This is a genomic window from Cohnella massiliensis, from assembly GCF_900169535.1.
GTDB classification, from domain to species: Bacteria; Bacillota; Bacilli; order Paenibacillales; family Paenibacillaceae; genus Cohnella; species Cohnella algarum.
The window spans coordinates 473,702-499,196 of the sequence record NZ_LT821259.1 but is presented as its reverse complement, the minus strand read 5'-3'; the positions used below and the strand labels follow the sequence as shown (position 1 = coordinate 499,196).

Here is a 25,495-nt window from a genome sequence, read left to right as displayed (position 1 = left end):
AATAAACTTAAACCGGAATTTATTCGACCGTAAAAGAACGGCCCTTCGAGACCGTTCCGCATCCACCGGGGCCTACAGATCAGGTATTTCCGGGCCATCGGGGGAACAAACGGACGGAAAGATCCCGTCCGACAGCTCCGCAAACGATCCGCTTTTCCATCGGATCCGCGTTTTCTCTTTTCGCATTTCGCTATTTCCATACGACTTTTTCGCCGTAGTCCTTGCCCCATTCGTACATCAGCTTCAAAATCGGCATCAGCCCCTCGCCGTATTCCGTCATGGAATATTCCACTCTCGGCGGCACCTCGGCGTACACCTTGCGGCGAACGAGTCCGTCGTCCTCCAGCTCGCGGAGCTGGTTTGTCAGCATCTTCTGCGTAATCGAAGGGATGAGCCGCTTCAGCTCGCTGAACCGTTTCGTTCCTTCCAAACCCAGATGCCACAAAATGATAAGCTTCCATTTTCCGCCGATGACCGCCAGCGTCAGCTCTTTTTCGCAATTGATTTCTTTCAGGTTGATTCGTTCTTTCAACTCGGTGGCCATGATATTCGAAGCCTCCCCTTTCAAAAGCCCCGCCGGGGCCCAATAGTATCCTTGCGGTAACTACATTACGGCAAAGTGCGTTCTTCCGAAAAAGACGGCATACGTCTAGAATAACCCCTGTACCCTAGCAAACACAACAAACGATTGGAGGAACGGTTATTATGCAACTGCAATTGGCGCTGGATCTGGTGGGCATCCCGGAAGCGATCGAACTCGTTCGGGAGGTCGAAGCGTTTATCGATATCGTGGAAATCGGCACCCCTGTCGTCATCAACGAAGGACTTCATGCGGTCAAAGCGGTCAAGGACGCGTTCCCGAAGCTTAACGTGCTGGCCGATCTGAAAATTATGGACGCGGGCGGCTATGAAGTAATGAAAGCTTCCGAAGCGGGTGCGGATATCGTGACCGTGCTCGGCGTCTCGGACAATTCGACCATCGTCGGAGCCGTGGAAGAAGCGAAAAAACGGAACAAAAAAATTATGGTCGACATGATCAACGTCAAAAATCTGGAGGAACGCGCGCAAGAGATCGACGGGCTCGGCGTGGATTATATTTGCGTCCATTCCGGATACGACCACCAGGCCGCGGGCCTCGACTCGTTTGCGGATTTGGCGGCGATCCAGCGCGTCGTCAAAAACGCCAAAACCGCGATCGCGGGCGGCATCAAGCTGGACACGCTGCCCGAGGTCGTGGCGGCGGGGCCGGATTTGGTCATCGTCGGCGGCGGGATTACCGGCCAGGCCGACAAGCCTTCGGTCGCCGCGGAGATGCGGCGGCTGATCGGACGGGCCTGACCCGATGGCCGGTCAGCAACGGCCCGTTGCCGCGGACGCTTGGACGGAACGCGTGCTGGAGGAGCTGATCCGCACGGTGGCGGCCGTGCCCGGGGCGGCTTTGGAGGCGGTCGCCGGGCAGATCGGCGGGGCCCGTCGAGTCTACGTAGCGGGCGCGGGGCGGTCGGGCCTCATGATGCGGGCGTTTGCCATGCGGCTCATGCACCTGGGGTTCGAAGCGCACGTGGCGGGAGAGACGGTGACGCCGGGAATCGGGGAGGGCGACCTGCTCGTGATCGGATCCGGGTCGGGAACGACCGGGAGTCTGCTTCGCATGGCGGAGAAAGCGAAAGGAGTCGGCGCCCGGCTCGCGCTGCTGACGACCGCCGCAGATTCCGACATCGGGCAATTGGCGGACGTGACCGTGCCGATTCCCGCCGCGGCGAAGGAGCAAAGGGGCTCGTCTAAAAGCGTGCAGCCGATGGGCTCCCTGTTCGAGCAGAGCCTGCTGCTCACGCTCGATGCTGTCGTCCTGAAGCTGATGGAGGCCGGGTCGGTCGACGCCCGCGCCATGATGGCCAGGCACGCGAATCTGGAATAAACCGAAAGGCCGCCAGGCGGGAACAATCGTTTCTTCCTCGCACGGCGGCCTTTCGGTTTTTCCCGCCAGCCTTCGGGTGATCTCGGCTGACGCTTTAGCGCGTTTCCCGGTGCAGCGTGCGGCGCTTCAGCCGCGGGCAGTATTTCATGCGCTCCAGCCGCTCCGGGTGCGTTCGTTTGTTTTTCGTCGTCGTATAGTTGCGGTCGCCCGTTTCGGTACAGGCCAATGTAATCGTGACTCTCATCGTTCGGTCTCCTTTGCATTGTACTTAAGAAATTTTAAGAGCAAGCGCTTTTGAGCGAATTTCATGACGCCTTCCAGCCTAATTTACCGCGTTACGCGGAGGTCGGGCCTTCCTCTTCGCCTCAATCGCCTCAATTGCGAAAGCATCAGCCGGACGAGGCTCGCCTTAGCCCCCGGCCAGCTCTGCCTGCATTCCGGGGAACGGGTCCTTCAGAACGCTCCAATTTCCCGCAAGCTCGTCCTCGGTCAGCAGGCAGCCGTCGAGTTCGGACTCGATCGTTCCCCGGTCGAGTCCGATGCCGATGAACACGACTTTATTGATCCGGTCTCCGTATGCCGGGTGCCAGCGCTCGCGGAGCTCCTCTTCCTCGCGCAGAACCTGCTCCCGCTCCTCTTCCGGCAGCGCCGCCAGCCAATAGCCCGCAGGCCCCATCTGGATCGACGGGCCCGCCTGGCTGAAGCTTTGCGCCATCTCGTTGCGCGTCGCCAGCCATACCACTCCTTTGGCGCGGACGATCTCTTCCGGCCATTCCGACATCCACCGCATCAGACGCTCCGGATGGAACGGGCGAATGCGCTCGTACACGAACGAGCCGATGCCGTATTCCTCCGTTTCCGGCGTATGCTCCGGCGCTTCCAGCTCCTTGATCCAGCCCGCCGACCGGCTTGCTTCCTCGAAGTCGAACCGCCCGGTGTTCAAAATTTCCGCCGGATCTACCCGGCCCTGCTCGCTCCGAATGATGCGGGCCCGCGGCTGCAGCCTGCGCAGCAGGCGCTCCAGTTCTTCCAGCTTGTCGGGCGCCACTTTATCGCACTTGTTCAAGACGAGCACGTCGCAGAACTCGATCTGGTCGATCAGCAGATCGACGACCTCCCGCGTATCGTCTTCTCCGGCCGCCTGCTTGCGGTCGAGCAGCGTCTCCCCGGACGAAAAATCGTGCCAGAACCGGTAGGCATCCACGACGGTGACCATCGTATCGAGACGGCAAAAGCGGGTCAAATCGATGCCGAGCTCCTCGTCGATATAGCTGAACGTTTGCGCCACGGGAACGGGCTCGGCAATGCCGGTCGACTCGATCAATATGTAGTCGAACCTCCCCTCCTTCGCCAGCCGCTCGACCTCTTGGAGCAAATCGTCGCGCAGCGTGCAGCAGATGCAGCCGTTGGACATTTCCACCAGCTTCTCCTCCGTGCGCGACAAGCCTCCCCCGTCGCGGATCAGGTCCGCGTCGATATTCACTTCGCTCAAATCGTTGACGATGACGGCGACCTTCAAGCCGTTGCGGTTGTTCAACACATGGTTGAGAATCGTCGTCTTGCCGGCTCCCAGGTATCCGCTCAGCACGGTGACCGGGATCTTGTTCGAGTTCGGATTCGGGTTCAGGTTCGGGTTATTTGTCATGTCGATCCCTCCAAAAATGTAATTTTTACGATTATGAATCAAGGATAAACCGGACAACATTTGCCTGTCGCTGCGCTTGCGCATCCCCGACATCCAAACGATGTCCGGCTATCCCGTTCGCCTGTACGGCATCACCCATCGTCTCACGACGTGGTTCTGGCGGTCTTCCTCACGCCATCGTCTTTTTCGCGCCATACGATGCTCATTCGCCGGATTATTGTGTAATTATTACGGGTACTAGACGAGCATCAGCCTGGAATCCTATGTCGATAAGATTAGCGCCTTTCGAGACTAAGGCATCTGTCCGACGCCCCGCCTTCGCCATGGTATTTGTACGATTTTTCATACAAAATCGCCATTTCAGGAGGGTCTGCGCACGTTTTTGTATGATATTTCATACAAAAACCCTTCTTTTTCCGCTTTCGCCATGGCATTTGTACGATTTTTCATCCAAATCCGCCACGCCAGGCGGGTCTGTGTATGTTTTTGTACGATTTTTCATCCAAATCCGCCATTTCAGGCGGGTCTGCACACGCTTTTGTATAATATTTCATACAAAGACCCTTCATCCGCGAACGAAATACGCTAGTTACGCGTTCAACGCCTTCGTCAGCGCTTCGAGATTGTTCCGCATCACGCCGAGATAGTCGAGATTGCTGTCCTGCTCTTCTTTCGTCAGCCCTTCCAGCGGGTTCAGCACGTCGGTCGAGGCTCCGATTTCATCGGCGATCGTTTGCGCGACTTTCGGGTCGACCAGCGTTTCGAAGAAAATCGTTTTGACGTCATGCTCTTTCGCCAGTTCTACGACTTCGGCCATTTCTTCGGGGGAAGGCTCCTGGTCGGGGGTCAAGCCGGAAATCGGAATTTGCGTCAAGCCGTACCGTTTGGCCAAATAACCGAATGCGGCGTGCTGCGTGACGAATTCCTTGCGCTTGGCGTTCCGGAGAGCTTCGCCGAACTCCGCGTCCAGCTCCTGAAGCTTCGCGATATAGGCATCCGCATTCGCTTTGTAATCGTCCTTATGCTCCGGGTCCGCTTGAGCCAAGGCCGCTTCGATGGTTCGTACTTCCTGCTGGGCGAGCACCGGGTCCAGCCATACGTGCGGATCGAGCGATTCCTCTTCATGACCGTGCTCTTCTTCGCCTGCATGAGCCTCTTCGGCGGCATGCTCGTCTTCATGCGCGTGCTCGTCTTCATGCGCGTGCTCTTCCTCCGCCGCATGCTCCTCGCCTTCGCCGTGGTGATGATGGGCCTCGCCTTCCTGCAATTCAATGCCTTCGCTCGCCCGGACGACGACGCGATCCGAGTTCGCCGCGCTCTCGAGCGCGCTGTCTACCCATCCCTCGACGATGCCGTGATAGACGAATACATCGGCTTCGCTAATTTGGGCCATATCCTTCGGGGCCGGCTCCCAGTCGTGCGGCTCGGTTCCTGCCGACACGAGCGCCGTCACGTCGGCGTGCTCCCCCGCCACCTGACGCGTAAATTCATACATCGGATAAAAAGTCGTAACGACTTTAAGCTTGCCATCCTGCGGCGCCTCCGCACTCGCGGTTGCCGATGCCGTTGCTTCTGCGCTCGCCGAGCCGGACGGACTGGCCGACGTATTCGAATTGCCGCCTCCGCAGCCCGCGAGCGCGAGCGCAACCGACGCAAGCAGCAGAGACGATTTCAAAAGCTTGTTGCTCATTCTTCTTTTCCTCCAGACTGTACGTATGAGTATTTATTCGATAAACGGGGAATGCGAGCCTCGCTCTCACTCTCCGTCCAATCGCGTTTCCGGTTGGTCCTTTTGCCGAAACGGACCACGATTTTTTGCAAAGCTATGCCGGCCAGCAGCATAAGCAGCAGCGACAGCGCGATCGTCGCCCCCGGCGGCGTGCTGAATTCGTAGGAGGCAGTCAACCCCGAGAACACGCCGCAAAGCGCTGCGATCATCGCGATCCAAAGCGCCGCCCGAAAGCTCGGAGCGATCCGGATCGCAAGCGAGGCCGGCAGCACGATCAGCGATGACACGAGCAGCACGCCGACGATCGGCATCGCCGCGGCCACGATCATCCCGGTCAGAACGCTGAAGCCCATGGAAATCCATTTGACCGGGAGACCGTTCGTCTTCGCCGTATCTTCGTCGAACGTCATCTGATACAGCGGGCGCCGCAGCAAATAGAAAAAGACGGCCCCGAGAACGGTCACGGCGAGCATCAGAAGCAGTTCCGTCCGGTTGACGGCGACGACGGAGCCGAACAAATAGGAGCTGAAGCTTTTGTTGACGGCGCTGTTCATGCTCATCAAAATGACGGCCGTCGACAAGCCGCCGACCATAATAATGGCGATCGAAATTTCGCTGTAAGATTTATACGTTCTGCGGACGTATTCGACGGCGACCGCGCCGACCAATGCGACGACGAAACCCGATACCGTCGGATTCAGGTGCAGCAGCGCGCCCGCGGCGATCCCGGCCAGCGATACGTGCGACAGCATATCCGCCATCAGCGCCTGCCGGCGAAGCAGCAAGTACACGCCCAGCACCGAGGCGATTACCGCGATTAGTGCACCGGCGAAAAATGCCCTTTGCATGAAGTCGTAGTGCAGCATTTCCAGCCCCCATCCTCCTTTCGCTGAAGCTCGATGATCCGATCCAAATAGGGACTTGCTTCCGTCAAGCCGTGCGTAACCATGACGACGGTCCGCCCGTGCTGCCGGACCTGATGATGCATCAGCTCGTAAAAGCCCATCCGGCTCTCTTGATCCATCCCCGTCGTCGGTTCGTCCAGCACGAGCAAATCCGGCTCCATGGCGAGCGCCCGGGCGATGCAAATCCGCTGCTTCTGTCCGCCCGACAATTCGCCGATTCGGCGGTGCCGCCATTCCCACATGCCGACCTGGCGCAGCGCTTCTTCGGCGCGCTCCCGATCTTCGGCTCGCAGCTTGCGAAACCAGGAGCCGCTGCCGTAGCGTCCGGACAGAACAAATTCCCAAACTTTGCTCGGAAAGCCGCTGTTGAACGCGGCGATCTGCTGGGGAACGTATCCGACTGCCAGCTTCCGGCCGCCGTCGCCTTTTTTGGCCAGTTCGATCCGGCCGGACCACGGCTTAAGCAAGCCCAGCATCAGCTTTAGCAGCGTCGTCTTCGACGCGCCGTTCGGGCCGGTTACCGCGACGAACTCTCCGGGCAATATGTCCACGCTCACATCCACCAGACTGGGGACGTCCGAGTAGCCGAATACGACATCCCGCATCGAGGCCAATGTTTGCTGCATGTTCGCTCTTCCTCTCGTTCCGTTCTCTTTCGTTCTAATTGTAATAATTACGTGCCTTGGGCAACAAATGTAATAATTACGGCTTAAGCGCAACGAAACGGATGCGGCTAGCGTGCGCCGCATCCGGATCTCGTTCAGGGCGTCGATTCAAGCCTGCACTGCTCGCACAGGCCGTATATTTCAAACCGGTGGTTCAAAATTTTATAATTGCCCGGCAGCTGCAACCCGTCTTTCATCGGGCAGTAATCGAACGTTTCCGTCTTCTCGCAGTTCATGCAAATCAAGTGATGATGGTGGTGATTGAGGCAGGACGCCTTGAATTTCAAGCCGCCTTCCATAAAATAGAACTGCTCCAGCACGCCCATCTCGCTCAGCATCCGCAAATTGCGGTAAACGGTATCGAAGCTGACGCTTGGATACTTCACCGACAACTGGTCGTAAACGTCTTTCGGAGAAAGATAGCCGTCCGTGGACGAAAAAATTTTCGCCAGCGACCTGCGCTGATCGGTAATTCTCCACCCGCTGCGGGACATCATCGCGACCATGTCCTGAACCTTCTCGTGATCGCCGACGGAACGCTGCGGGTCGCTGCTATGATCGTGATCGGACAACGGAATCCCCTCTTTTCCTCGTACAGGATGTCCGAAGCTTATTAACGTAATAATTACTAATAGATCATAATGCTCATTGCTCCAATTGTCAACTCGGCTGCGTCCGTACGTCAGTGGTCAGCGTCAAGCCTGCGCGTCACTTTAACGCCAAATGCATGCAGCCGCCCGCAGTTGAGTAAAAATGACTCATTTTACCGCCTCTCGTGCACGCTAACGATCCAGTTGAGTCGTCATGACTCATCTCGACCCGCCAAGCGCGCACAGCCGCCCGCAGTTGAGTAAAAATGACTCATTTTACCGCCTCTCGTGCACGCTAACGATCCAGTTGAGTCGTCATGACTCATCTCGACCCTTACGCACCTGCCGATCTGCCGACACGAACTCCTCAAGAAAAAAATCCCTCCCCGCCGTTATTCGGCGGATGAGAGGGATTTTGCTTCCTTCATCTATCCGACCAACTATTCATTCGCCCGAACCCGCAAAGCCAGATAAGGCCTGCCCGGCAGCTCCACCCGGCATTTGCCCGCGAGCGACGGCGCGATCGTTTCGATCGTCATCGCCTGCGTATCGATCAGCTCGAACCGGAACGTCAGTCCCTCCGGCAGTTCGAACTCCCGATACTTGGGCCTGTGGATGCCGAAGTAAAGCAAATAATAGCTGTATTCGACGCCGATGGCCGGCACGTCGGGGATGGAGGCGAACGGCTTCAGGCATGCCGGCGCTTCCTCCAGCAGCTTTCGCAAAAACGCGATTCGGGCCGGGCTTTCGCCGTACAGCCTGCCGCCCTTCGCCCACCACAGCTCGTCCGCGGGATGCACGTACGTTTCGCCGTGGCCGACAAAGCCGCCTCTGAACGTTCCGTCCCAGACGCGATGCGCCATTTCCTCGGCGGGCAGGTTGCCCCAGCGCTGCGGAATGTTGCCTTCGTAGCCGCATTCGTCGATGACGATCGGCTTGCGGTATTGCTTGTGCCAATGGGGCACGAGCGTGACGTCCCAGTGCTGCACGCTGCAGTGGGTCACCCAGCTTTTGCCGTGATCGTACATGCGGATGCTGTCGGGATCGTACATCCGGGTCCAATTGTGAATGGACCTCGGGTGCCCGTACGGATCCTCCTCCTGCACGATGCGGAACAAGCGGTCCCAGTCGCCCTCCGACTTCCGGTCCATCAAGTCGTACTCGTTGGCGAGCGACCACCAGACGTTCCGGTAAGCGGACAGGCGGGCCAGAACGTAGCGCAGATAGAACGCATCCTGCTCGGCCGTCATTTCGTCGAAGCCCCAGCGTCCGTTGTCGTACGGGTGGAACAAAATGAGATCGGCTTCGATGCCCAGCCGTCCCAGCTCCTCGATGCTCTTTTCCAGTCTGGCAAAAAATTCGGGATCGAACCGGTCAAAATCGAAGCCGTCCGCCCGGCTGCCCGGAAACGGGAAGCGTTCCGGATCGGTTGCGTTAAAGCTGTAATTTTTCGGAAAGACGCACATTCTCAGCTTGTTGAACGGCGAAGCGGCGAGCGTTCGCAGCGTCGCTTCCCGCAGCTCCTCCTCCTGGTGAATCCAGGCGTAGCACGTCGTGCCGAAGGGAAGATATGCGCCCCCGTCCGCGTATTCAAAATGAAGCTCGTCGCGTACCCGCACGGGTCCCCGATTCGCCGGGGACCGCGGGGCGACGCATTCGAACCGCCCCTTATGGCCCGAGAGCGCTTCGCAGGAGCTCGTCGTTTCGTAACTCCACGTTCCTTCCCGGTCGGGCATAAACCGGATGCGGTAAACCCCGTTCCCGTCGTAAAAGCCCGGGACCGTCACTTTCCGGCTGCCGCAGGCGAATTCCCCATGCAGCCGGATTTCCCGAAACGGATTGCCGCCGGCCGGCCCCTCGATCGACCATTCGAATAGTTCCCAGCGCTCAACCGAACCCGATCCGCTCAAACCCATCCCTCTTTCCGACTCGTATTGTCAGCCTTTGATCCCCGTCGTCGAAATCCCCTCGACGAAATACCGCTGCAGCGAGAAAAACAAAATAAGCGAAGGAACAAGCGCCACCACGGACATCGCGAACAGCGGCCCCCAGGCCGATTCCCCCGACGAGTCCATGAACATGCGAAGGCCGAGCGGAACCGTATACAGGCTGGAGGTGTTCAAATACAGCAGTTGGCTGAAAAAATCGTCCCATGTCCAAATGAAGGTGAAAATGGCCGTCGTGACGAGAGCCGGAAAAGCGAGCGGCAGCACGATGCGCCAGTAGATGCCGAACCGGCCGCAGCCGTCGATCGTCGCCGATTCGTCGAGCTCGCGGGGCAAGCCGCGGATGAACTGCACCATGAGGAAGACGAAAAACGCTTCCGTCGCGAGAAACTTCGGGATAAAAAGCGGCAAATACGAGTCGACCCAGCCCATTTCCTGAAACAGAATGTATTGCGGGATAATCGTCACATGGTGCGGAAGCATGATCGTCACGAGCATGATCGCGAACCAGAAGCTTTTGAGCGTGAATTCCATGCGCCCGAACGCGTAAGCGGCGAGCGAGCAGGAGATCAGATTGCCGACCAGGCAGAGCGCGCAGACGATCAGCGAGTTGACCATGAAGGTCCAGAACGGCGTTCCCGATACGCCCTGCCAGCCCAATTTGTAGTTGTCGAGCGTAAACTCCGCCGGCCACAGGCTGAGATCGGAAAAAATCAGCTGGCTCGGCTTGAACGAGCTCATGATCAGCCACAAAATCGGGTAAAGCATGACGACGCCGAGCGCGATGATGAACGGATGAAGCCAGGCGTTGCGTCCCAGCAGCGTGCGAATGCGCATATCGGTCATCTCCCCCCGTCGCCGTAAGTGACCCAGTATTTGGACGTCGTGAACACGATTCCGGTCAAAACGCCGATGATGATCAGCAGCACCCAGGCCATTGCGGACGCGTAGCCCATTTCAAAGAAGGAAAATCCCTTCATATACAGATACAGCGTGTAAAATAACGTGGAATCGAGCGGGCCGCCCTTGCCGCCGCTTATAATGAACGCCTGCGTAAACGCCTGAAACGAGCCGATCATTTGAATGATCAGGTTGAAGAGCAGGACCGGCGACAGCATCGGCAGCGTGATCCGGACAAACTGGCGAACCTTGCCGGCTCCGTCCACCTGCGCCGCTTCGTAATACTCGGTCGGGATTTGCTTCAAGCCGGCCAGGAAAATGATCATCGAGGAGCCGAACTGCCAAACCGTCAGCGCCACGATCGAATAAAGCGCATACTTCGGATTGGCGATCCAGTCCGGCGCATCGAAGCCGAACATCCACAGCAGCGCCTGGTTGACGATGCCTTCGCCGCCGAAAATTTTCCGCCACAACACGGCGATCGCGACGCTGCCGCCAAGCAGCGTCGGGATGTAATAGATCGTCCGGTACAAGCCGAGTCCCTTGAGCCCCTTGTTCATCAAAATCGCGACCAGCAGCGCGAATCCGAGCTTGAGCGGGACCGACACAAACACATAAATAAAGGTGACTTTCAGCGAAGCGAAATATTTCGGATCGGACCCGAACATCGTCTCGTAATTTTGCCAGCCGATCCATTTCGCCGGCGTCAGCATGTCGTACGAGGTAAACGAAAGATACAGCGAACTGACCATCGGACCGAGCGTGAGCACCAGAAAACCGAGTAGCCAGGGGAGGAGAAACGCGTAGGGAACCGCGTTTTTCCTCCATAATCTTCGAATCCAACTATCGGAAGTTCGGTTCATTCCCGGTCCCTCCTCATCATTTCAAGGATTTGTCGATCGCGGCTTGCGCGCCGTCCACGATAATTTGCGCCGCCTGCTCCACGCTGCCTTGCTTGAACGATACCGTTTCGGCCGCCTGCGTCATCGCGGTATTGAACTCGACGCTGTTCGGCAATTCGCGGTCCATCGTGCGGGAGTTGGCGATGGCGAGATCCAAATATTCGTACACCATCTTGTTCGTGGCCGTACCGCTGTCCTTCAAAGCGTCGCGCACCTTGGAGGAACCCGGAATGCCGCGCTCGCTGCCGAGAATGGCCGTCGCCTCCGGATCGTTCACCATGAAGCTGATGAACATGGCGACTTCCTTCGGGTGCTCGGTCTTCGCATAGCCCGTGAGGAACTGGCTCGGCTGGATCCACATGCCTTGCGTCGTGCCGCCGGAAGGAGGCAGAACCGCGCCCAGTTCATCCTGCATCAGGCTTTGGTACGCATTGATCTGGTTGGACCAGACGACGGACAGCACGGCTTTGCTCTGCACGATGGCCGACGTGTCGGGACCCGTTTCCGTGTAGGCGGAAGCGGCTTCTTCGGCGGTCGGAATGAGCCCGGCCGCGCGGTAGCGGTCCCAGATCGAAAGCCAGTCGGCGGCGTCCTGGACGCCGATGCCGGTTTTCCCGGCGGCGACGTCGTACATCGGCTTGCCGGATTGGCGGGCATAATAGGCAAAAAACGGAGCCGAGCTGGACAGGTCGGTGAAGGCGTAGTAATCGTCTCCGAGCTTTTCCTTCAATTGCGTGCCGTAAGCCTCGAATTCTTCCCAGGTCATGCTTTCCTTCGGCGGCTCCATGCCGGCTTTTTCCACGAGCGCTTTATTGTAAATGAGCGCCAGCGCGTTGCTGCCTAGAGAAATACCGTATTGCTTGCCGTCCATCGCCCCCGCTTCGACGACGGAAGGATCGAAATGGGATACGTCGATTTCCTTGCCCATATAAGGCGTCAGATCGAGCAGGGAGCCTCTCGCGGCATAGTCCGGATAATTGTTTCCGAATTGCAGCAGGTCGGGGGCGCTCCCTCCCGCGATCAGCGTGTTCAGCTTGTCCCAGTAACTGTCGCTGCCCATGTACTCGCCTTTGATCGTAATATTCGGATATTTCTGATGGAACAGCTCCAGCACTTTCAGCGTCGCGTCGTGGCGCGCCTGGGATCCCCACCACATCATGCGCAGCTCGACCGGTTCGCCGGACGAGGTTTCTCCGGACGCCCCTCCCTCGGAAGCCGGCGAAGAAGCTGGCGCCGAACCGCTTGGGGACGAACCGGAACCTCCTCCTCCGCATGCGGACAATACCAGAACGAACGAAAGAATCAGGCTCGTAAACCACATTTTTTTTGTCATTGATGTGCGCCTCCCGCTTTTCTCCGATTTCATTCCTTGCATCGTCTCTGTTTAGTAAATTATTACAAATCATCTAACTAAACGAAAGCGGTTACTAAATAAAAATCACTTTTAGGTAAACGCTTTCATTTCTTGTTATTCATCATATCATCGAGAATTCACCGAGGTCAAGCCGATTTTGACTAAATTTGAGCTTAACAATCTAAATTAATTTTAAATTAGTGATGAATTGTTTAGTTCGAAGGCGATTGATCCTTGATTATCTTATCCCTCAATGAAAAAGCTGCCGGTACTGGCGGGGAGACATCCCTTCGAGCCTGGAAAAGCAGGAGCTGAAGTAAGGAGCCTGGTTGAAACCGACCTCCTCCGCGATGCGGGCGACGGTCCAGTCGGTCTGCATCAGGAGGAGCTTGCTCTGCTCGATTCGAAAACGAAGCAAATATTCCATCGGCGTGCAGCCGTATTCCCGCTGCATGCAGCGGGCGATATAAACCGGATGGAAGTTCAGGCTCTCCCCTAGCTCCTTTACGGTAATCTCCTCGCGATAACGGCTGCGCAGGAAGGCCGCCGCCCGCTCCGCGCACTCCTTGCCCGGGAAAGCCCGGCGCGATTCCGGAGAGGCCGCGAGCAGCTGCACGAGCTCCTGAAACAGCAGCTGCTGCTTGAAGCGAGCGGCGCTAAGATGCGCATTCGGATGAAGCCGGCTCAAATGCTCGAACAGCTCCTCCGCTTTTCCCGGCTTTGCCAATCGGATAAACTGCGGCATCCGGATCGAAAACGTCCGCACCGCGAAATTTTCATCCCCCGCGCCGCTGTCATTGGACTCCCCGCTTCGTTCCGCCGGGCCGTCCGCGACGGCCCAAGCCCCCGTCGTTTGAAAGTGAAGCCAGTAATATTCGGTTCGCTCCCGGCACCCTTCCTGTCCGTAATGAAAGCAATCCGGGCGCAGGATGAGCGCGCAGCCCGGTCCGACTTCGTAATGCCGATCCTCTTCCCCCATAAATAAGCAGCCTTTCCGCACGAACAGCAAATCGAACACCCGGATGTTCCGGCGGCTCATATGACGGTCCCCGGGAACGAAAATCGTATGGCCGCAAGCGATATAATGCAGCAGCGGAGGGACGGTGAACTCCAGCAGGCTCATGGGAGCGCTTCCTTTCCAATCAGGTTTCAAAATTGAACGTTTACGTTTTGAAAATGAACCATCGCCGTCAGTATACCATCTATAATCTGTTAGGGATATAACGAGACTATCCATCGTTCCCGAAGGGAAGCAACCAGTCCAGTCAGGGGGTTTCATTTGTGAATCCTAAATATTCGCTTTGGGCGCTTTCCTGGCCCGTTTTTATCGAATTGCTCCTTCAGACGCTGCTCGGTACCGTCGATACGATCATGGTCAGCCGAATTTCGGACGAGGCCGTCGCCGTCGTCGGCTTCGCCAACCAGCTGTTCAATGCGCTCAACACGCTGTTCATGACGATCGCGACCGGCGCCGGCATTCTCGTCGCGCAGCGGCTCGGCATGAAGCGCGGGGAGGATGCCCGCACGATCGCGATTATGGCCGTGTCGGCATGCGCGCTCGTCGGCATGGCGCTAAGCGTCGTTCTGTACGCATTCGCAAGTCCGATCGCCGGACTGCTGAACGTTTCCGACGAATTGCTCCCGCTTTGGAACGTCTATGTTTCCCATCTCGGCGGAGGCATGTTCCTGACGGCGCTCATCGCCGTGCTCGGCACCGTCATCCGCAATACCGGCAATACGAGAGGCCCGATGTATATCAGCATCGCCATGAACGTCATCCATATCGTCCTGAACTACGGCTTTATTTTCGGCGCGCTCGGCCTGCCGAAATGGGGGCTGCTCGGCGTGACGGTGTCCGGCAACCTGTCCAAGCTTTTTGCCGCGGCGATTTTGCTGTACCTGTTCGTGTTCGCCTTCGAGCGGACGATCCGAATCCGCGACTTCCGCGTTTTCGACGCCCCCCTGTTCAAGGAAGTGCTGAAAATCGGCTGGCCGCTCGGCATCAATATGTCGTGCTGGGTGTTCTCGCAGCTCGCGATCTATGCGTTCCTTGCCGATCTGGGCGACAAGGAGCTCGCCGCCCGGACGTACATGAACACGCTCGAATCGTTCTGCTTCATGCTGGGCAGCGCCATCGCGCTTGCCGTCCAGATTCAGATCGCCCATCTCTTCGGCGCGGGCCGGATCCGGGAAGCCTATCGGGCGGCTTACCGCGCGCTTGCAATCGGCCTCGGGTTCGTCGCGGCCTGCGCGCTGCTGCTCTTCCTGTTCGGCCGTCCGATGCTCGGCCTGTTCACGAAAGACGGCGAAATCGTCGCCATGGGCGTTTCGCTGCTCGGACTGAACCTGCTGCTTCAACCCGGCAAAATGCTGAACATGGCGCTCGGCAACTCGCTGAACGCCGTCGGAGATACGCGCTTTACGATGTATATTTCGATCGGCTCGATGTCCGTCATCGCGACGGGCTGCTCGTACTGGCTCGGGCTTCACGCGGGCTGGGGGCTGATCGGCATTTACTGCTGCATGATCGCGGACGAATACGTGCGGGGAATTCTTTCTCTGATCCGATGGAGGGGAAAAAAGTTTTTGCTGAAGGGCAGCGGAAGCGGCGCCCAGGGACGCTTCGAGGCGGCACCGGCCATTCATCTGTGACGCGATTCTCGCAACGACGGTCCGAAAAACAAAAAACTCGTCTCCCGGCGCGCTTTCAAGCGGCCAAGGGACGAGTTTTCTAGTTTCGGCGGAGCGCCTTCAATCGAAATCGTAACGCTGCTCCTTAAAGGGATCGCCGTACATGTGGTACCCGTTCCGCTCCCAGAAGCCCGGCTTATCCTTGGCCATGAACTCGATGCCGCGCAGCCATTTGGCGCTTTTCCAGAAATACAGATGCGGCACGACCATGCGAACGGGATACCCGTGCTCGGGCGTCAACAGCTCTCCGTTATGCTTCAAGCCGAAAAAGGACGTATCGCGCAAAAAATCTTCAAGCGGCAGATTCGTCGTCCATCCCTGTTCGGCGTGCAGCATCACGAAACGAGCCTCCGGCTTCGGCTTCACCCGCTCCATCAGCGTCGACACCGCGACGCCTTCCCAGACGTTGTCCAGCCTGGACCAGGTCGTGACGCAGTGAATATCGTTGACGAACTCTCGGCGCGGAAGCTTCATGAATTCGGCATAGGAGATCGCGACTTCCTCCTCGACGAGACCGAACACGCGCAAATCCCATTTGCTCATATCCCGGTAGTAAGGCACTTCTCCGTGATGGAGAACGGGAAAGCTGGTCGTCAAACGCTGGCCCGGCGGAACCCGCGACTCCATGTTCGTCATGCTCATTTTAAGCCCCCTCCTTCGACTTTGCCTCAATCCGTTTAAATTTTCGACATCATGTTAGTTTGCGCCGAATTTGCCGAAAAAAGCCGCGGCGCGCAACGAATCTAAACCTGATCCTCCACAAGCGGCAAATAAATAATAAATTCCGTGCCCTCATTCAGTTCGCTGTCGACCTGGATCGTGCCGCCATGATTGCGGATAATCCGATAGCTCACCGACATGCCGAGACCGGTTCCTTCCTGTTTGGTCGTGAAAAAGGGATCGAACAGCTTCGTCATCGTGAGCCGGTCCATTCCTTTGCCGTTATCGCGAATCCGAATGACGGCGTAGCGGTTTTCCCGGTTGGCGGACATTTGAATCAGTCCGTTGCGGTTGTCGCCCGCTCCCTGGATCGCATCCATCGAGTTTTTCATAATGTTCAGCAGCACTTGCTTGATCTGCTTGACGTCGATGGCGATCTGAATGGCCGGATCGAAGATTTCGCACTTCAACTCGCAGCCTTTCATATTGGCTTCGCTTTCGAACAGCAAAATCGATTCCTTCAGCAGCATGCCGACCGAAATCCGCTGCTTCATCGGAGCGGAAGGCTTCGACGAATTCAGAAACTCGAAAATGATGTCGTTGGCGCGGTCGATTTCGGATAAAATGATGCGAACGTATTCCTGCTTGCCGATCGTCTCCAAATACGGCTTCAGCAATTGGATAAAACCGCGTATCGAGGTTAAAGGATTGCGAACTTCGTGCGCGATGGACGCGGCGATTTTGCCGAGCATGGCGAGCTTGTCGTTTTGAAACGCGGACTGCTCGATTTGCTTGTATTCGGACACGTCCTTGACGCTGACCAGGTAATCCCCGTCCAATTCGTCGATTTGCGTAATGCTGATCAGCAGAAAACGGCCTTGCGAATCCTGAAACTCCCCATAGTTCCTGCGATAGTACAGCATATCTTTGTACATCCGCACGAAAATCGCCCGAACGGACTTGCGCAATGCCGGATGGAACATCAGCTGGCGCAGCGAATTGCCGATCAACGCGTTGCGCGGGGCCTGCATCAAACGGGACATCTGAACGTTCAAAAAACGTAGATTTCCCTCCGAATCGAAAAGAGCGATTCCGCTGTCCATATGCTGCAAAATCGTCTCGAATTTACTCGGACGAACTTCTTCGATCGGAAGCGACTGAATGGCGGCTTCCTTCAGACGCCTCATTTCGGCCCCTTCCTGACCGGCCGCGGCTTCGGGAAGCCTCATCGAAGTCAGAATTTCCATCAGGAAAAGCAGGGACCGGTGCATGAGCGCAACCCGATCTTCCGCTTCGGCGTTGGAAAGCAAGTACTTCAAGCTCTCCTCATGATGGCTGAGGAGTTCATCGGTGGGTACTCCTTGCAGATGCTGCAGCAATTCCGCTTTTTCCGCAAAAGAGCCTGCTTTCCCCAGCGCGAATTCCGCCAAGGCCGGAAAATAGCGAGTTTTCCACCTCTTCATGAACGACTCCTCCCGATTTCTCGTCTATCGACAGGTTCGTATTGCCAAAAAATCACATTAATCATAGCTATGGATGAAACATCCTGTCAATGAGAGATCGTGTCGTTCGATGTAGAATGAAGACTGATCGCCGTTTTCTTCCTTAGCGCTCGCTCCGGTTCGAATTCCCGTGTTCCTTCCGGCCGCGGTTCTCGCCGGATTCCTTGCGGTCGTCCTCGTTTTCCGCCTTCCGGCCTCCCTCCGATCCGGAGCCGCTCCCGCCCCGGTTTGACGAACTCCATTGCCCGTTCGCGTTCTCGCCGCTCGTCCCCCCGCTCCCGGATGGCTGCCGGACCTGTTCGTTATGGCCGACGCCGTTTCGGCGGTTGCCGCTCGGACTTTCGTTTCGGTTGTCGTCTCGGTTGTCGTCTCGGTTGTCGTTTTGGTTATCGTTGCGATTGCCATTCTCTTTCCCGGTCGGGGCGCCGTTCGGTTTTTCGGTCGGATCGCCGTTCCCGCCCTGTCCGTTTGGCCGTTGCCCGCGGTTATCCGGCTGCTGCCGGTTCTCTTCCTTGTCCCGGCTATTCTCGCGCTCTTCGCCCTTTTGCCCGGCCGGCTTCGGAGTCCCGGATTGGACGTCGGTCTGCCCGCCATCCTCGCGCTGCTCCGGCTCCTCCTGACGGTGCTGCCGATCGGTTGCCCGCCGCTCGTCGCGCTGCTTCTTGTCCTCTTCGACTTTGGCCTTCGACGCTTCGACGAGCGCCTTCCATTCGTCCTTGCCCTTTTCCTTGTCCGCGGAGGCCGATTCGCTCTCGGTTCCGGCTTCGTTTCCGGTTGCGCTCCCGTTTTCGTTTCCGGTTCCCGCCAGCACCCGATCGACGCCGCCCCAGTCGCTCGCGATCGTTTTCAACGATTCGCGCCTCAGCGTCTCAAGCGGTACCTCGTGCCCCTGGCTTTCCGCTTTCAGCCAGAACGCCATCTTGCCGGCCGACACGCCGCTTTTGATCGCTTCTTCCCTTACCTCCTCGGGGACCGACACGACCGTAATTTCCGGAAGCTGCTCCGCCCCTTCGGACGCTTGCCGGGCCGCCTGCCGGATCGCTTCCTCGATTTCGCCGATCACTTCCGCTTCCCAATCGACGTCGACTTTCCCGACCGCTACGCTGGCCAGCACGACTTCTCCGTCCGCGCTTAGCAGCTTTCGGGAAGCGAGCTCCGCGGCGAGCCGCGCCGTCACTTCCGCCACCGGCTTCCCCTTGTAATCCGCGACAGCTTCGACGATCGGACGCGCGTCCCCGTTGATCGCATGCAGCTCCCGAACGTTTTCGTTGCTGTCGAGACCGAACTCGACGCTCGGATTGACATCCATCGTCACGTAAGCCACGACCGGCGGCGTTCGGAACGCCCACAATCCGACCAGCAGAAGAACAAGCGCAGCCGCGGAGGCGCATGAAGCGAACACGCGCTTGCGATTCGCAAAAAAGCCCCGATCCGCCGCTTGAAGCTCGGATTCCCATTCGATTTCGTCGCCGATTCGAAAATGAGGCCGGCGTCTGATGCGAACGAAACGGCCGCCGGGCGCAAGCGCGATCGCTTCCTTTTTCTCCAAAGACATAATGACGGCCCGCTTCATTCCGACGCTCCCCCTTTATCCTCCGGCTCCTCTTCCTCTATGTACGGCTTCAGCCATCCGTACGGCCCTCCCGCGATAAGGGCGACCGCGATCAAATACTTCCGGTTGCGCTCCAGCGTTTTTCTCGATACGCGTTCCTTTTCGCACAGCTCCTTGAGGGGCAGCTGACGCTTTTCTTTAAGCACGGCAAATAAATCGGGCGTTTCGGCCAGCCTCCGGCCGATGCCCAGCAGCAGCTTGCGCGAATCGTAATGCTTCGGGGAATGATCGCTCAATTCCGCAAATCGGATGCCGAAGCCCGCCAGTTCCTCGGCCAGCGCCTCGATTTCCTCCCGGCGCGCGGCTTTTTCCCGATCGAGATCGTATGCCGCCAGCGCCTCTTTCGACTCGAGCCTCGTTAGCGGAGACAGCCCCTCGTCTTCTCCCGCGCTCTCCATCGCGCTGAACGGGACAAGCGCTGCAAGCCGCTCCTCCTTGCGCGCAAAATCGATCAAGCGCCTCGTCATCACCTGCGCGGCGAAGCTGAGAAATTTTCCGCCCGATTCGGGGGAGTACCCGTTTATGGCTTCGTCGAAAGCCGTGAGCGCCACGCTGTATTCGTCGTCCCGTGAAGGATCGATATAGCGTTTGCTGAAGCCGCTGGCGGTTTTCAAAATAAAAGGACGGTATTGTTGGATCAAATCATTGCGGAGTTCTTCGTTTCCCAGTTGAATGGATGCAACGGCTTCTTCCGGCGATTGGCCGACGGACGCACTGTCCGCGTTGAAGCGCGAGCGTCCGACCCATCTTCTCCACAGTGCGAGCAGCAAAAACTCACCCCACAACTACAAAATTCGAACGTCGATCCTTTTATGAGCGGGTACCCCGCTTTATGCATGCAGAAAAATCGCCCCGCACCGCGGCGCTGCCGACCAGTGGGGGGCGATCAACACTTCCGTATTCCATCGGCTAATGAGCGCCGCCGCTCGTTCGCTTGAGCCTCAGCTTATGGCGGCGCTGGGCCAGCATGCCGAGACGGCGCTTGAGCTGCTGCTCCCATTCCGCGTCTTCCAGTTCCTTCGCAAACGTAAGCAAATCCAAGGCCATATCGATCTGATACTGAACGACGTAAAGCGGATCCTCATCCTCGTTGTTCACACAGTTTTCGTGGAGGGCTTTATCCGATTCGTCCACGTAGTCTTGAAAATCGACTTCGGATGCTCCGTCGCCGTGCGCGTACTCGGCCAAAATTTCGTATTCGTTCTCGACCAGATAATGAACCTCGACCCTGTGGCAAACCGGACAAAACAAAATGGGGACATTATGGATTCGCGTTCTGTAATGCTTCAGCGTCCCCTTCGTGCCGATCATGCTGGCTCCGCAGCAAAAACTCATCGATACCCCTCCCCGTTCCGCGCGTTTGGATGATTTTATTCACTATATTCTCTTTGCGAATATAGAATTCCTGCCGATAAATCGCATGCCGCTATTCTTCATTTTGACGTATTTTGTCGGGAAAAGCAAAGGCGCATGCATCATGCATGCGCCTTTGCCGATATGAAAGTTAAACATTCATTATTTGGCAACCAGGTGCTTGTCCCCCGGTTTCCAGTTCATCGGGCACAGACCGCCGGATTGAAGCGCTTGAAGCACGCGGAGCGTTTCTTCGACGCTGCGGCCTACGTCGTTATGGTTGACGACCTGGTATTTCAGTTCGCCTTCCGGATCGATGATGAACAGGCCGCGCAGAGCGACGCCTTCTTCTTCGATCAGGACGCCGTAGTCCTTCGCCGTCTTCTTCGTAATGTCGGCAGCGAGCGGGAAGTTCAGCTTGCCGAGACCGTTGTCGTTAACCGGCGTGTTGATCCAGGCGCGGTGGCTGTGGATGCTGTCCACGCTGACGCCGAGAATTTCGGTGTTCAGCGCTTTGAATTGGTCGGCCGCTTCGGAAAGAGCGGTAATTTCCGTCGGGCAAACGAACGTGAAGTCCAGCGGGTAGAAGAAAAATACGAGCCATTTGCCTTTGTAATCGGAAAGGGACGCTTTGCCGAAGCCTTGTCCGTCGCCAAGAGCCGTTTCAAGGTTGAAATCCGGAGCCGGGCGACCTACCAAACGTTCTGCCATTATGGATTACCTCCTACTTTTCCGGCCTTGTGGCCGGGCTTATGTCTATTCCAATCCTACCATCATTGAGAAAGAAAATCAATATGGAACGATTACTTATTTAGAATAAATACAAACAAGTGATCAGCGTGCCATGGCCGCGACGATCAGGTCGCCCATTGCCGTCGTGCCGATCGCTTTGCTCTTGTCGACCGCGATGTCGCCCGTGCGGTGGCCGGCGTCAAGCACTTGCTTCACGGCGTTTTCGATGACGTTGCCCGCTTCCTCGAAACCGAAGGTGAGCTTGAACATAAGCGCGACCGACAGAATCGTCGCGATCGGGTTGGAAATGCCTTGGCCCGCGATATCGGGAGCGGAGCCGTGCACCGGCTCGTACAGGCCGAAGCTGCCTTCGCCGAGCGACGCGGAGGACAGCATGCCGATGGAGCCGGTCAGCATGGCGGCTTCGTCGCTCAGGATGTCTCCGAACATGTTCTCCGTCACGATGACGTCGAAGCTCGACGGGCGGCGCAGCAATTGCATCGCGCAGTTGTCGACCAGCACGTGCTCCAGCTCGACGTCCGGATATTCCGGCGCGATGCGGTTCACCGTTTCCCGCCATAGACGGGACGTCTCCAGTACGTTCGCCTTGTCGACGGAGGCGAGACGCTTGCTGCGTTTTTGCGCGATTTCGAACGCCTGGCGAACGATCCGCTCCACTTCCGCTACGTTATAAACGCACGTATCGACGGCTTCTTGTCCGCCCGCGCCCTCGCGGCGGAACTTCTCGCCGAAGTAGATGCCGCCCGTCAGCTCGCGCACGACGATCAGATCGGTGCCTTCCAGCACTTCGGGCTTCAGCGTGGAAGCGTCTTTCAGGCAGTCGAACACGACGGCCGGACGGATGTTGGAAAACAGGCCGAGCGCTTTGCGGATGCCCAGCAAGCCGGTTTCCGGACGAAGCTCCTTCGGATTGTTGTCCCATTTCGGGCCGCCGACGGCGCCGAGCAGCACGGCGTCCGCTTTTTGGCAAATTTCCAGCGTCTCCTGCGGCAGCGGCGTTCCTTTCTCGTCGATCGCGATGCCGCCGAACAGGCCGTATTCCAGTTCGAATTTGTAGCCGAACAGCTCTTCCGTTTTTTTCAATACTTTGACCGCTTCCGCCACGACCTCGGGGCCGATTCCGTCCCCGGGGATGACGGCGATTTTTTTCACTTCTGCCATAATTGCGATTCACTCCCGTTTTCCATAAGATTTACGTGTCCGAGACTCTCCATTCATTTGTAGCACATTTCCTCTGAGAGGCAAAATAGATAAATCCTATTGTTTTCATATTCGGGAACTATAACCGATCCAGCGCGCGTGCCAAACCCGGCCAAACGGGGAGCAGGCCCTTATCGCCCGGCTGTAGGGCCGGCGAGGCGGCCTGCCGCCGCCCATTAACGAATTCCCACGATCAGACGAGCACGCTCTCGATCGCGCGCGTCATTTTTTCCATGCCGGAAATCGTGGCGTCGTAGTCGTTGTGCGTAAAATTCATCCGCATGCAGTTCGTCGGCGCGTTTTCCGCGAAGAAGGTTACGCCCGGCACGAAAGCGACGCCCAGCTCGACGCATGTTTTAAGCAGCTCCGTCGTATTGACCGATTCCGGGAATTCCAGCCAGAAAAACATGCCGCCCTTCGGCTCCTGCCATTTCACCCCGGGCCAATCGTGCTTCTTCAGCAGGTCGGCCATTTGCCGCATCCGCGCCTCGTACTCCTTCCGGACAAACTCGATATGGCCGTCCAGATCGAAATGCGCAAGCAATTGGTACAGCGTCTGCTGGTCGAGCGAGCTCGAATGCAAATCGGCGGCTTGCTTGGCCTGCGACATCGCGCGGATCAGCTTCGAATCGCCGATGACCCAGCCGGTGCGAAGCGCGGGCGCGACCGTCTTGGAGAACGTGCTCGTGTACACGACGCACGAGTTATCCGTTTGCTCGTCCAGCGACAGGATCGACGGGTACGTGCGGGATGCGTCTCCGAATTTCAGCTCGCCGTACGGGTCGTCCTCGAGAATGAGCGTGTCCGAAGCCCGGCATGCCTCCAGCACGGCGCGGCGGCGCTCCTCGCTCCATACCTTTCCCGTCGGATTCGAAAAGGTCGGGATGACGTAAAACATTTTCGGCTTGTGCTGCTTGATTTTCGCCGCCAGATCGTCCAAATCCGGGCCGTCCAGGTCCGCGTCGACCGAAATCGGCACGGCGCCGTAGGAGCGGAACACCTGCAGCGCCGACAAGTAGGTCGGGCGCTCGACGAGAATGACATCGCCCGGGTCGATGTAAATCCGGGTCAGCAAATCGATCGCCTGCTGGGAGCCGGTCGTCAGCAGCATGTTTTCGGGCTTCGCCTTCACGCCTTTGCGGGCCATCCGGTCGCACAGCGCTTCCCGGAGCGGCATATACCCTTCGGTCAGCCCGTATTGCAGCGCTTTGTTGCCCTGCTCCATGACGCGACCGAACGCTTCGCTGACCGCCGCGACGGGAAAGTGCTCCTCCGCGGGCAAGCCTCCGGCAAACGAGATGATCGAATTGCCCTGCGTCAGCTTCAAAATTTCGCGCACCGCCGAAGAGGAGAAGCTCCCCAGCTTGGCGGAAAACCGATAATTCATGTAAGGGTTCCTCTTTTCGTGGCAAAATGGGCGAAGCCCCCGCTTGCCGGGGACCTCGCAGCCGAAAAGGATAAACGTGAAATTCAGCCTTTACGGTAACGTTTAAATGAGCGTCACGTTGTCGCGGCGGGCGCGCGTCGGCGCGTTTCGCTTGTCGATCAGGCGATTGAGCGCGTCGACGTAGGCGCGGGCGCTCGCCTCGAGGATGTCGGTGCTGACGCCGCGGCCCTGCGCGCTTACTTCGCCCTGCCGCAGGACGACGTGAACGTCGCCGAGCGCATCGGTGCCGTCGGTGACGGATTTGATCGTGTAATCGTCGAGGACGACTTCTTCCTTCGTCAGCTCGTCGATCGCGCGGTAAATCGCGTCGACCGAACCGTTGCCGACCGCTTTCGTCTCGATTGGGCCGCCGGCCGTTTGGAGACGGACGGTTGCCTCCGGTCCTTTGCGGCTGTCGAAGGCGATGACCAGTTGGTCGAGCGCGTACACTTCCGGCGTATCGACCATCTTCTCTTCCATCAGCGCGATGATGTCTTCGTTGCTGACGTCTTTCTTGCGGTCGGCCAAATCCTTGAACTTGCCGAAAGCGGCGTTCAGCTGATCCCCGGTCAGGTTTTCGAAGCCGAGATCGACCAGCTTCTCCCGGAACGCATGGCGGCCGGAATGCTTGCCGAGCACGAGCTTGCTGTCCTTGAGGCCGATCGTCGCCGGGGAGATGATCTCGTACGTCGTCTTCTCCTTCAGCACGCCGTCCTGGTGAATGCCGGACTCGTGGGCGAACGCGTTCGCGCCGACGATCGCTTTGTTGCCGGGAACGACCATGCCCGTCAGCTTGCTGACGAGCCGGCTCGTTTTGGCGATTTCCTGCAGGTTCAGCGTCGTCCTCGCCTGGAAAAATTCGGCCCGCGTATGCAGCGCAAGCGCGACTTCCTCAAGCGCCGTGTTGCCGGCGCGCTCGCCGATGCCGTTGATCGTGCCCTCGATTTGATCGGCTCCGTTCAAAATCGCCGCAAGCGCGTTCGCCGTCGCCATGCCGAGATCGTCGTGGCAGTGCGCGGAAAGCTGGATGCGATCGATGTCCGGCACCTTTTCCTTCAGCGTCTTGAAAATGTTGCCGAACTCTTGCGGCGTCATATAGCCGACCGTATCGGGGATGTTGACGACGGAAACGCCGTTCTTGACGGCAAGCTCAGTCACCTCGCAGAGGAAGTCCAGCTCCGTCCGACCCGCGTCCTCGGCGGAAAACTCGATTTTGCTGAAATACTTTTTGGCATATTGAATGGCGCGCTCGGCCGTTTCCAGTACCTGTTCCTTTTCCATCCGGAGCTTGTGCTTGCGGTGAATCGGGGACGTGGCGAGAAAAATATGAATGCAGGGATCCTGCGCGTCCTTCAGCGCGTCGCGCACGGCGTCGATGTCCTGTTCGCGGGAACGCGCAAGTCCGACGATGCTGGCGTTTTTGACGGCTTTCGCCACCGCGTTCACCGCGGCCAGATCGCCGGGGGAAGCGGCCGGAAAGCCGGCTTCGATCCGGTCGACGCCGAGACGCTCCAATTGGTAAGCAATTTCCAATTTCTCTTGGGTGTTCAGGTTGACGCCCGGGGATTGCTCCCCGTCGCGGAGCGTCGTGTCAAAAATATATATTTTTCGCATATGGCAACTGGTTGCCCGCACCTCCTGAAACCGGGATTAGGTTCGGACCGTTCGCTTTTCGTCCGGCCACGAATCGATTATATCATAAACTTGATAAATAACCCCGGCCGAAGCCGGGGTTGTCCATCGC

24 protein-coding genes are annotated in these 25,495 nt (G+C 57.8%); 3 read left to right on the top strand and 21 right to left on the bottom strand.

Translation table 11 applies throughout. From position 1 onward, the window contains the following. Positions 1 to 190: 190 nt before the first annotated feature. Positions 191 to 544 carry a winged helix-turn-helix transcriptional regulator gene (locus B7E11_RS16190; RefSeq protein ID WP_080836483.1) on the bottom strand — a complete coding sequence of 118 codons (354 nt, stop codon included), beginning with the start codon at positions 542 to 544 and terminating at the stop codon, positions 191 to 193. A 161-nt stretch (positions 545 to 705) separates the two neighbouring features. On the opposite strand from B7E11_RS16190, the gene hxlA reads away from it, so the two are divergent. Together hxlA and hxlB are read left to right on the top strand one after the other, a co-directional pair. Then, positions 706 to 1,338 carry a 3-hexulose-6-phosphate synthase gene (gene hxlA / locus B7E11_RS16185; protein WP_080836480.1) on the top strand — a complete coding sequence of 211 codons (633 nt, stop codon included), beginning with the start codon at positions 706 to 708 and terminating at the stop codon, positions 1,336 to 1,338. Between the two features lie 4 nt (positions 1,339 to 1,342). Continuing rightward, positions 1,343 to 1,918, top strand: a complete 576-nt coding sequence (gene hxlB / locus B7E11_RS16180; RefSeq protein WP_080836477.1) for a 6-phospho-3-hexuloisomerase — start codon at positions 1,343 to 1,345, stop codon at positions 1,916 to 1,918. A gap of 94 nt (positions 1,919 to 2,012) precedes the next feature. Here hxlB and rpmG read toward each other — a convergent pair whose 3' ends face one another. From rpmG to B7E11_RS16125, 11 genes are all read right to left on the bottom strand, one after another. After that, complete coding sequence (gene rpmG, locus B7E11_RS16175) at positions 2,013 to 2,162, bottom strand: 50S ribosomal protein L33 (protein WP_080836475.1); 150 nt, start codon at positions 2,160 to 2,162, stop codon at positions 2,013 to 2,015. Between the two features lie 165 nt (positions 2,163 to 2,327). After that, a complete protein-coding gene (locus tag B7E11_RS16170) occupies positions 2,328 to 3,563 on the bottom strand; it encodes a GTP-binding protein (protein WP_080836473.1) in 1,236 nt (411 codons plus the stop codon). Between the two features lie 589 nt (positions 3,564 to 4,152). Next, entirely contained in the window at positions 4,153 to 5,253 is a 1,101-nt protein-coding gene (locus B7E11_RS16165) for a metal ABC transporter substrate-binding protein (RefSeq protein WP_080836472.1), read from the bottom strand. Then, a complete protein-coding gene (locus tag B7E11_RS16160; protein WP_080840849.1) occupies positions 5,250 to 6,164 on the bottom strand; it encodes a metal ABC transporter permease in 915 nt (304 codons plus the stop codon). Before B7E11_RS16160 ends, B7E11_RS16165 begins: the two co-directional genes overlap by 4 nt. After that, on the bottom strand, positions 6,110 to 6,823 hold the full coding sequence (locus B7E11_RS16155) for a metal ABC transporter ATP-binding protein (protein ID WP_080840848.1): 714 nt from the start codon (positions 6,821 to 6,823) through the stop codon (positions 6,110 to 6,112). Before B7E11_RS16155 ends, B7E11_RS16160 begins: the two co-directional genes overlap by 55 nt. A 134-nt stretch (positions 6,824 to 6,957) precedes the next feature. Further along, entirely contained in the window at positions 6,958 to 7,434 is a 477-nt protein-coding gene (locus B7E11_RS16150) for a Fur family transcriptional regulator (RefSeq protein ID WP_080836470.1), read from the bottom strand. Positions 7,435 to 7,892: 458 nt separating this feature from the next. Next, the gene (locus B7E11_RS16145) at positions 7,893 to 9,362 is read right to left on the bottom strand and encodes a DUF5605 domain-containing protein (RefSeq protein ID WP_425430071.1); all 1,470 of its coding nucleotides are present in this window, start codon (positions 9,360 to 9,362) and stop codon (positions 7,893 to 7,895) included. A gap of 27 nt (positions 9,363 to 9,389) precedes the next feature. Next, positions 9,390 to 10,235, bottom strand: a complete 846-nt coding sequence (locus B7E11_RS16140; RefSeq protein ID WP_080836466.1) for a carbohydrate ABC transporter permease — start codon at positions 10,233 to 10,235, stop codon at positions 9,390 to 9,392. A 5-nt stretch (positions 10,236 to 10,240) separates the two neighbouring features. Then, a complete protein-coding gene (locus B7E11_RS16135) occupies positions 10,241 to 11,161 on the bottom strand; it encodes a carbohydrate ABC transporter permease (protein ID WP_080836465.1) in 921 nt (306 codons plus the stop codon). A gap of 16 nt (positions 11,162 to 11,177) precedes the next feature. Beyond that, a complete protein-coding gene (locus tag B7E11_RS16130) occupies positions 11,178 to 12,533 on the bottom strand; it encodes an ABC transporter substrate-binding protein (protein ID WP_080836462.1) in 1,356 nt (451 codons plus the stop codon). Positions 12,534 to 12,804: 271 nt separating this feature from the next. Then, entirely contained in the window at positions 12,805 to 13,677 is an 873-nt protein-coding gene (locus tag B7E11_RS16125; protein WP_080836460.1) for a helix-turn-helix transcriptional regulator, read from the bottom strand. A gap of 158 nt (positions 13,678 to 13,835) precedes the next feature. On the opposite strand from B7E11_RS16125, the gene B7E11_RS16120 reads away from it, so the two are divergent. Next, positions 13,836 to 15,206: an MATE family efflux transporter gene (locus tag B7E11_RS16120; RefSeq protein ID WP_080836458.1), complete on the top strand. Its 1,371-nt coding sequence runs from the start codon at positions 13,836 to 13,838 to the stop codon at positions 15,204 to 15,206. 99 nt (positions 15,207 to 15,305) lie between these two features. Here the strand turns inward: B7E11_RS16120 and B7E11_RS16115 are convergent, their stop codons facing one another. From B7E11_RS16115 to B7E11_RS16075, 9 genes are all read right to left on the bottom strand, one after another. Further along, on the bottom strand, positions 15,306 to 15,887 hold the full coding sequence (locus tag B7E11_RS16115; RefSeq protein ID WP_139787225.1) for a sulfite oxidase-like oxidoreductase: 582 nt from the start codon (positions 15,885 to 15,887) through the stop codon (positions 15,306 to 15,308). Positions 15,888 to 15,988: 101 nt separating this feature from the next. Beyond that, positions 15,989 to 17,368, bottom strand: a complete 1,380-nt coding sequence (locus B7E11_RS16110; protein WP_080836456.1) for an ATP-binding protein — start codon at positions 17,366 to 17,368, stop codon at positions 15,989 to 15,991. A gap of 142 nt (positions 17,369 to 17,510) precedes the next feature. Then, on the bottom strand, positions 17,511 to 18,980 hold the full coding sequence (locus tag B7E11_RS16105; RefSeq protein WP_080836454.1) for an anti-sigma-I factor RsgI family protein: 1,470 nt from the start codon (positions 18,978 to 18,980) through the stop codon (positions 17,511 to 17,513). Continuing rightward, positions 18,977 to 19,789, bottom strand: coding sequence for an RNA polymerase sigma-I factor (sigI, locus tag B7E11_RS16100; RefSeq protein ID WP_080836452.1), 813 nt, complete (start codon positions 19,787 to 19,789; stop codon positions 18,977 to 18,979). Before sigI ends, B7E11_RS16105 begins: the two co-directional genes overlap by 4 nt. A 139-nt stretch (positions 19,790 to 19,928) precedes the next feature. Continuing rightward, positions 19,929 to 20,354, bottom strand: coding sequence for a hypothetical protein (locus B7E11_RS16095; protein ID WP_080836450.1), 426 nt, complete (start codon positions 20,352 to 20,354; stop codon positions 19,929 to 19,931). A 180-nt stretch (positions 20,355 to 20,534) separates the two neighbouring features. Then, positions 20,535 to 21,083 carry a peroxiredoxin gene (locus B7E11_RS16090; protein ID WP_080836448.1) on the bottom strand — a complete coding sequence of 183 codons (549 nt, stop codon included), beginning with the start codon at positions 21,081 to 21,083 and terminating at the stop codon, positions 20,535 to 20,537. 123 nt (positions 21,084 to 21,206) lie between these two features. Next, on the bottom strand, positions 21,207 to 22,286 hold the full coding sequence (leuB, locus tag B7E11_RS16085; RefSeq protein WP_080836446.1) for a 3-isopropylmalate dehydrogenase: 1,080 nt from the start codon (positions 22,284 to 22,286) through the stop codon (positions 21,207 to 21,209). Between the two features lie 232 nt (positions 22,287 to 22,518). After that, positions 22,519 to 23,712 carry an aminotransferase-like domain-containing protein gene (locus B7E11_RS16080; RefSeq protein ID WP_080836444.1) on the bottom strand — a complete coding sequence of 398 codons (1,194 nt, stop codon included), beginning with the start codon at positions 23,710 to 23,712 and terminating at the stop codon, positions 22,519 to 22,521. Between the two features lie 102 nt (positions 23,713 to 23,814). Continuing rightward, positions 23,815 to 25,365 carry a 2-isopropylmalate synthase gene (locus tag B7E11_RS16075; protein ID WP_080836442.1) on the bottom strand — a complete coding sequence of 517 codons (1,551 nt, stop codon included), beginning with the start codon at positions 25,363 to 25,365 and terminating at the stop codon, positions 23,815 to 23,817. Positions 25,366 to 25,495: the final 130 nt, after the last annotated feature.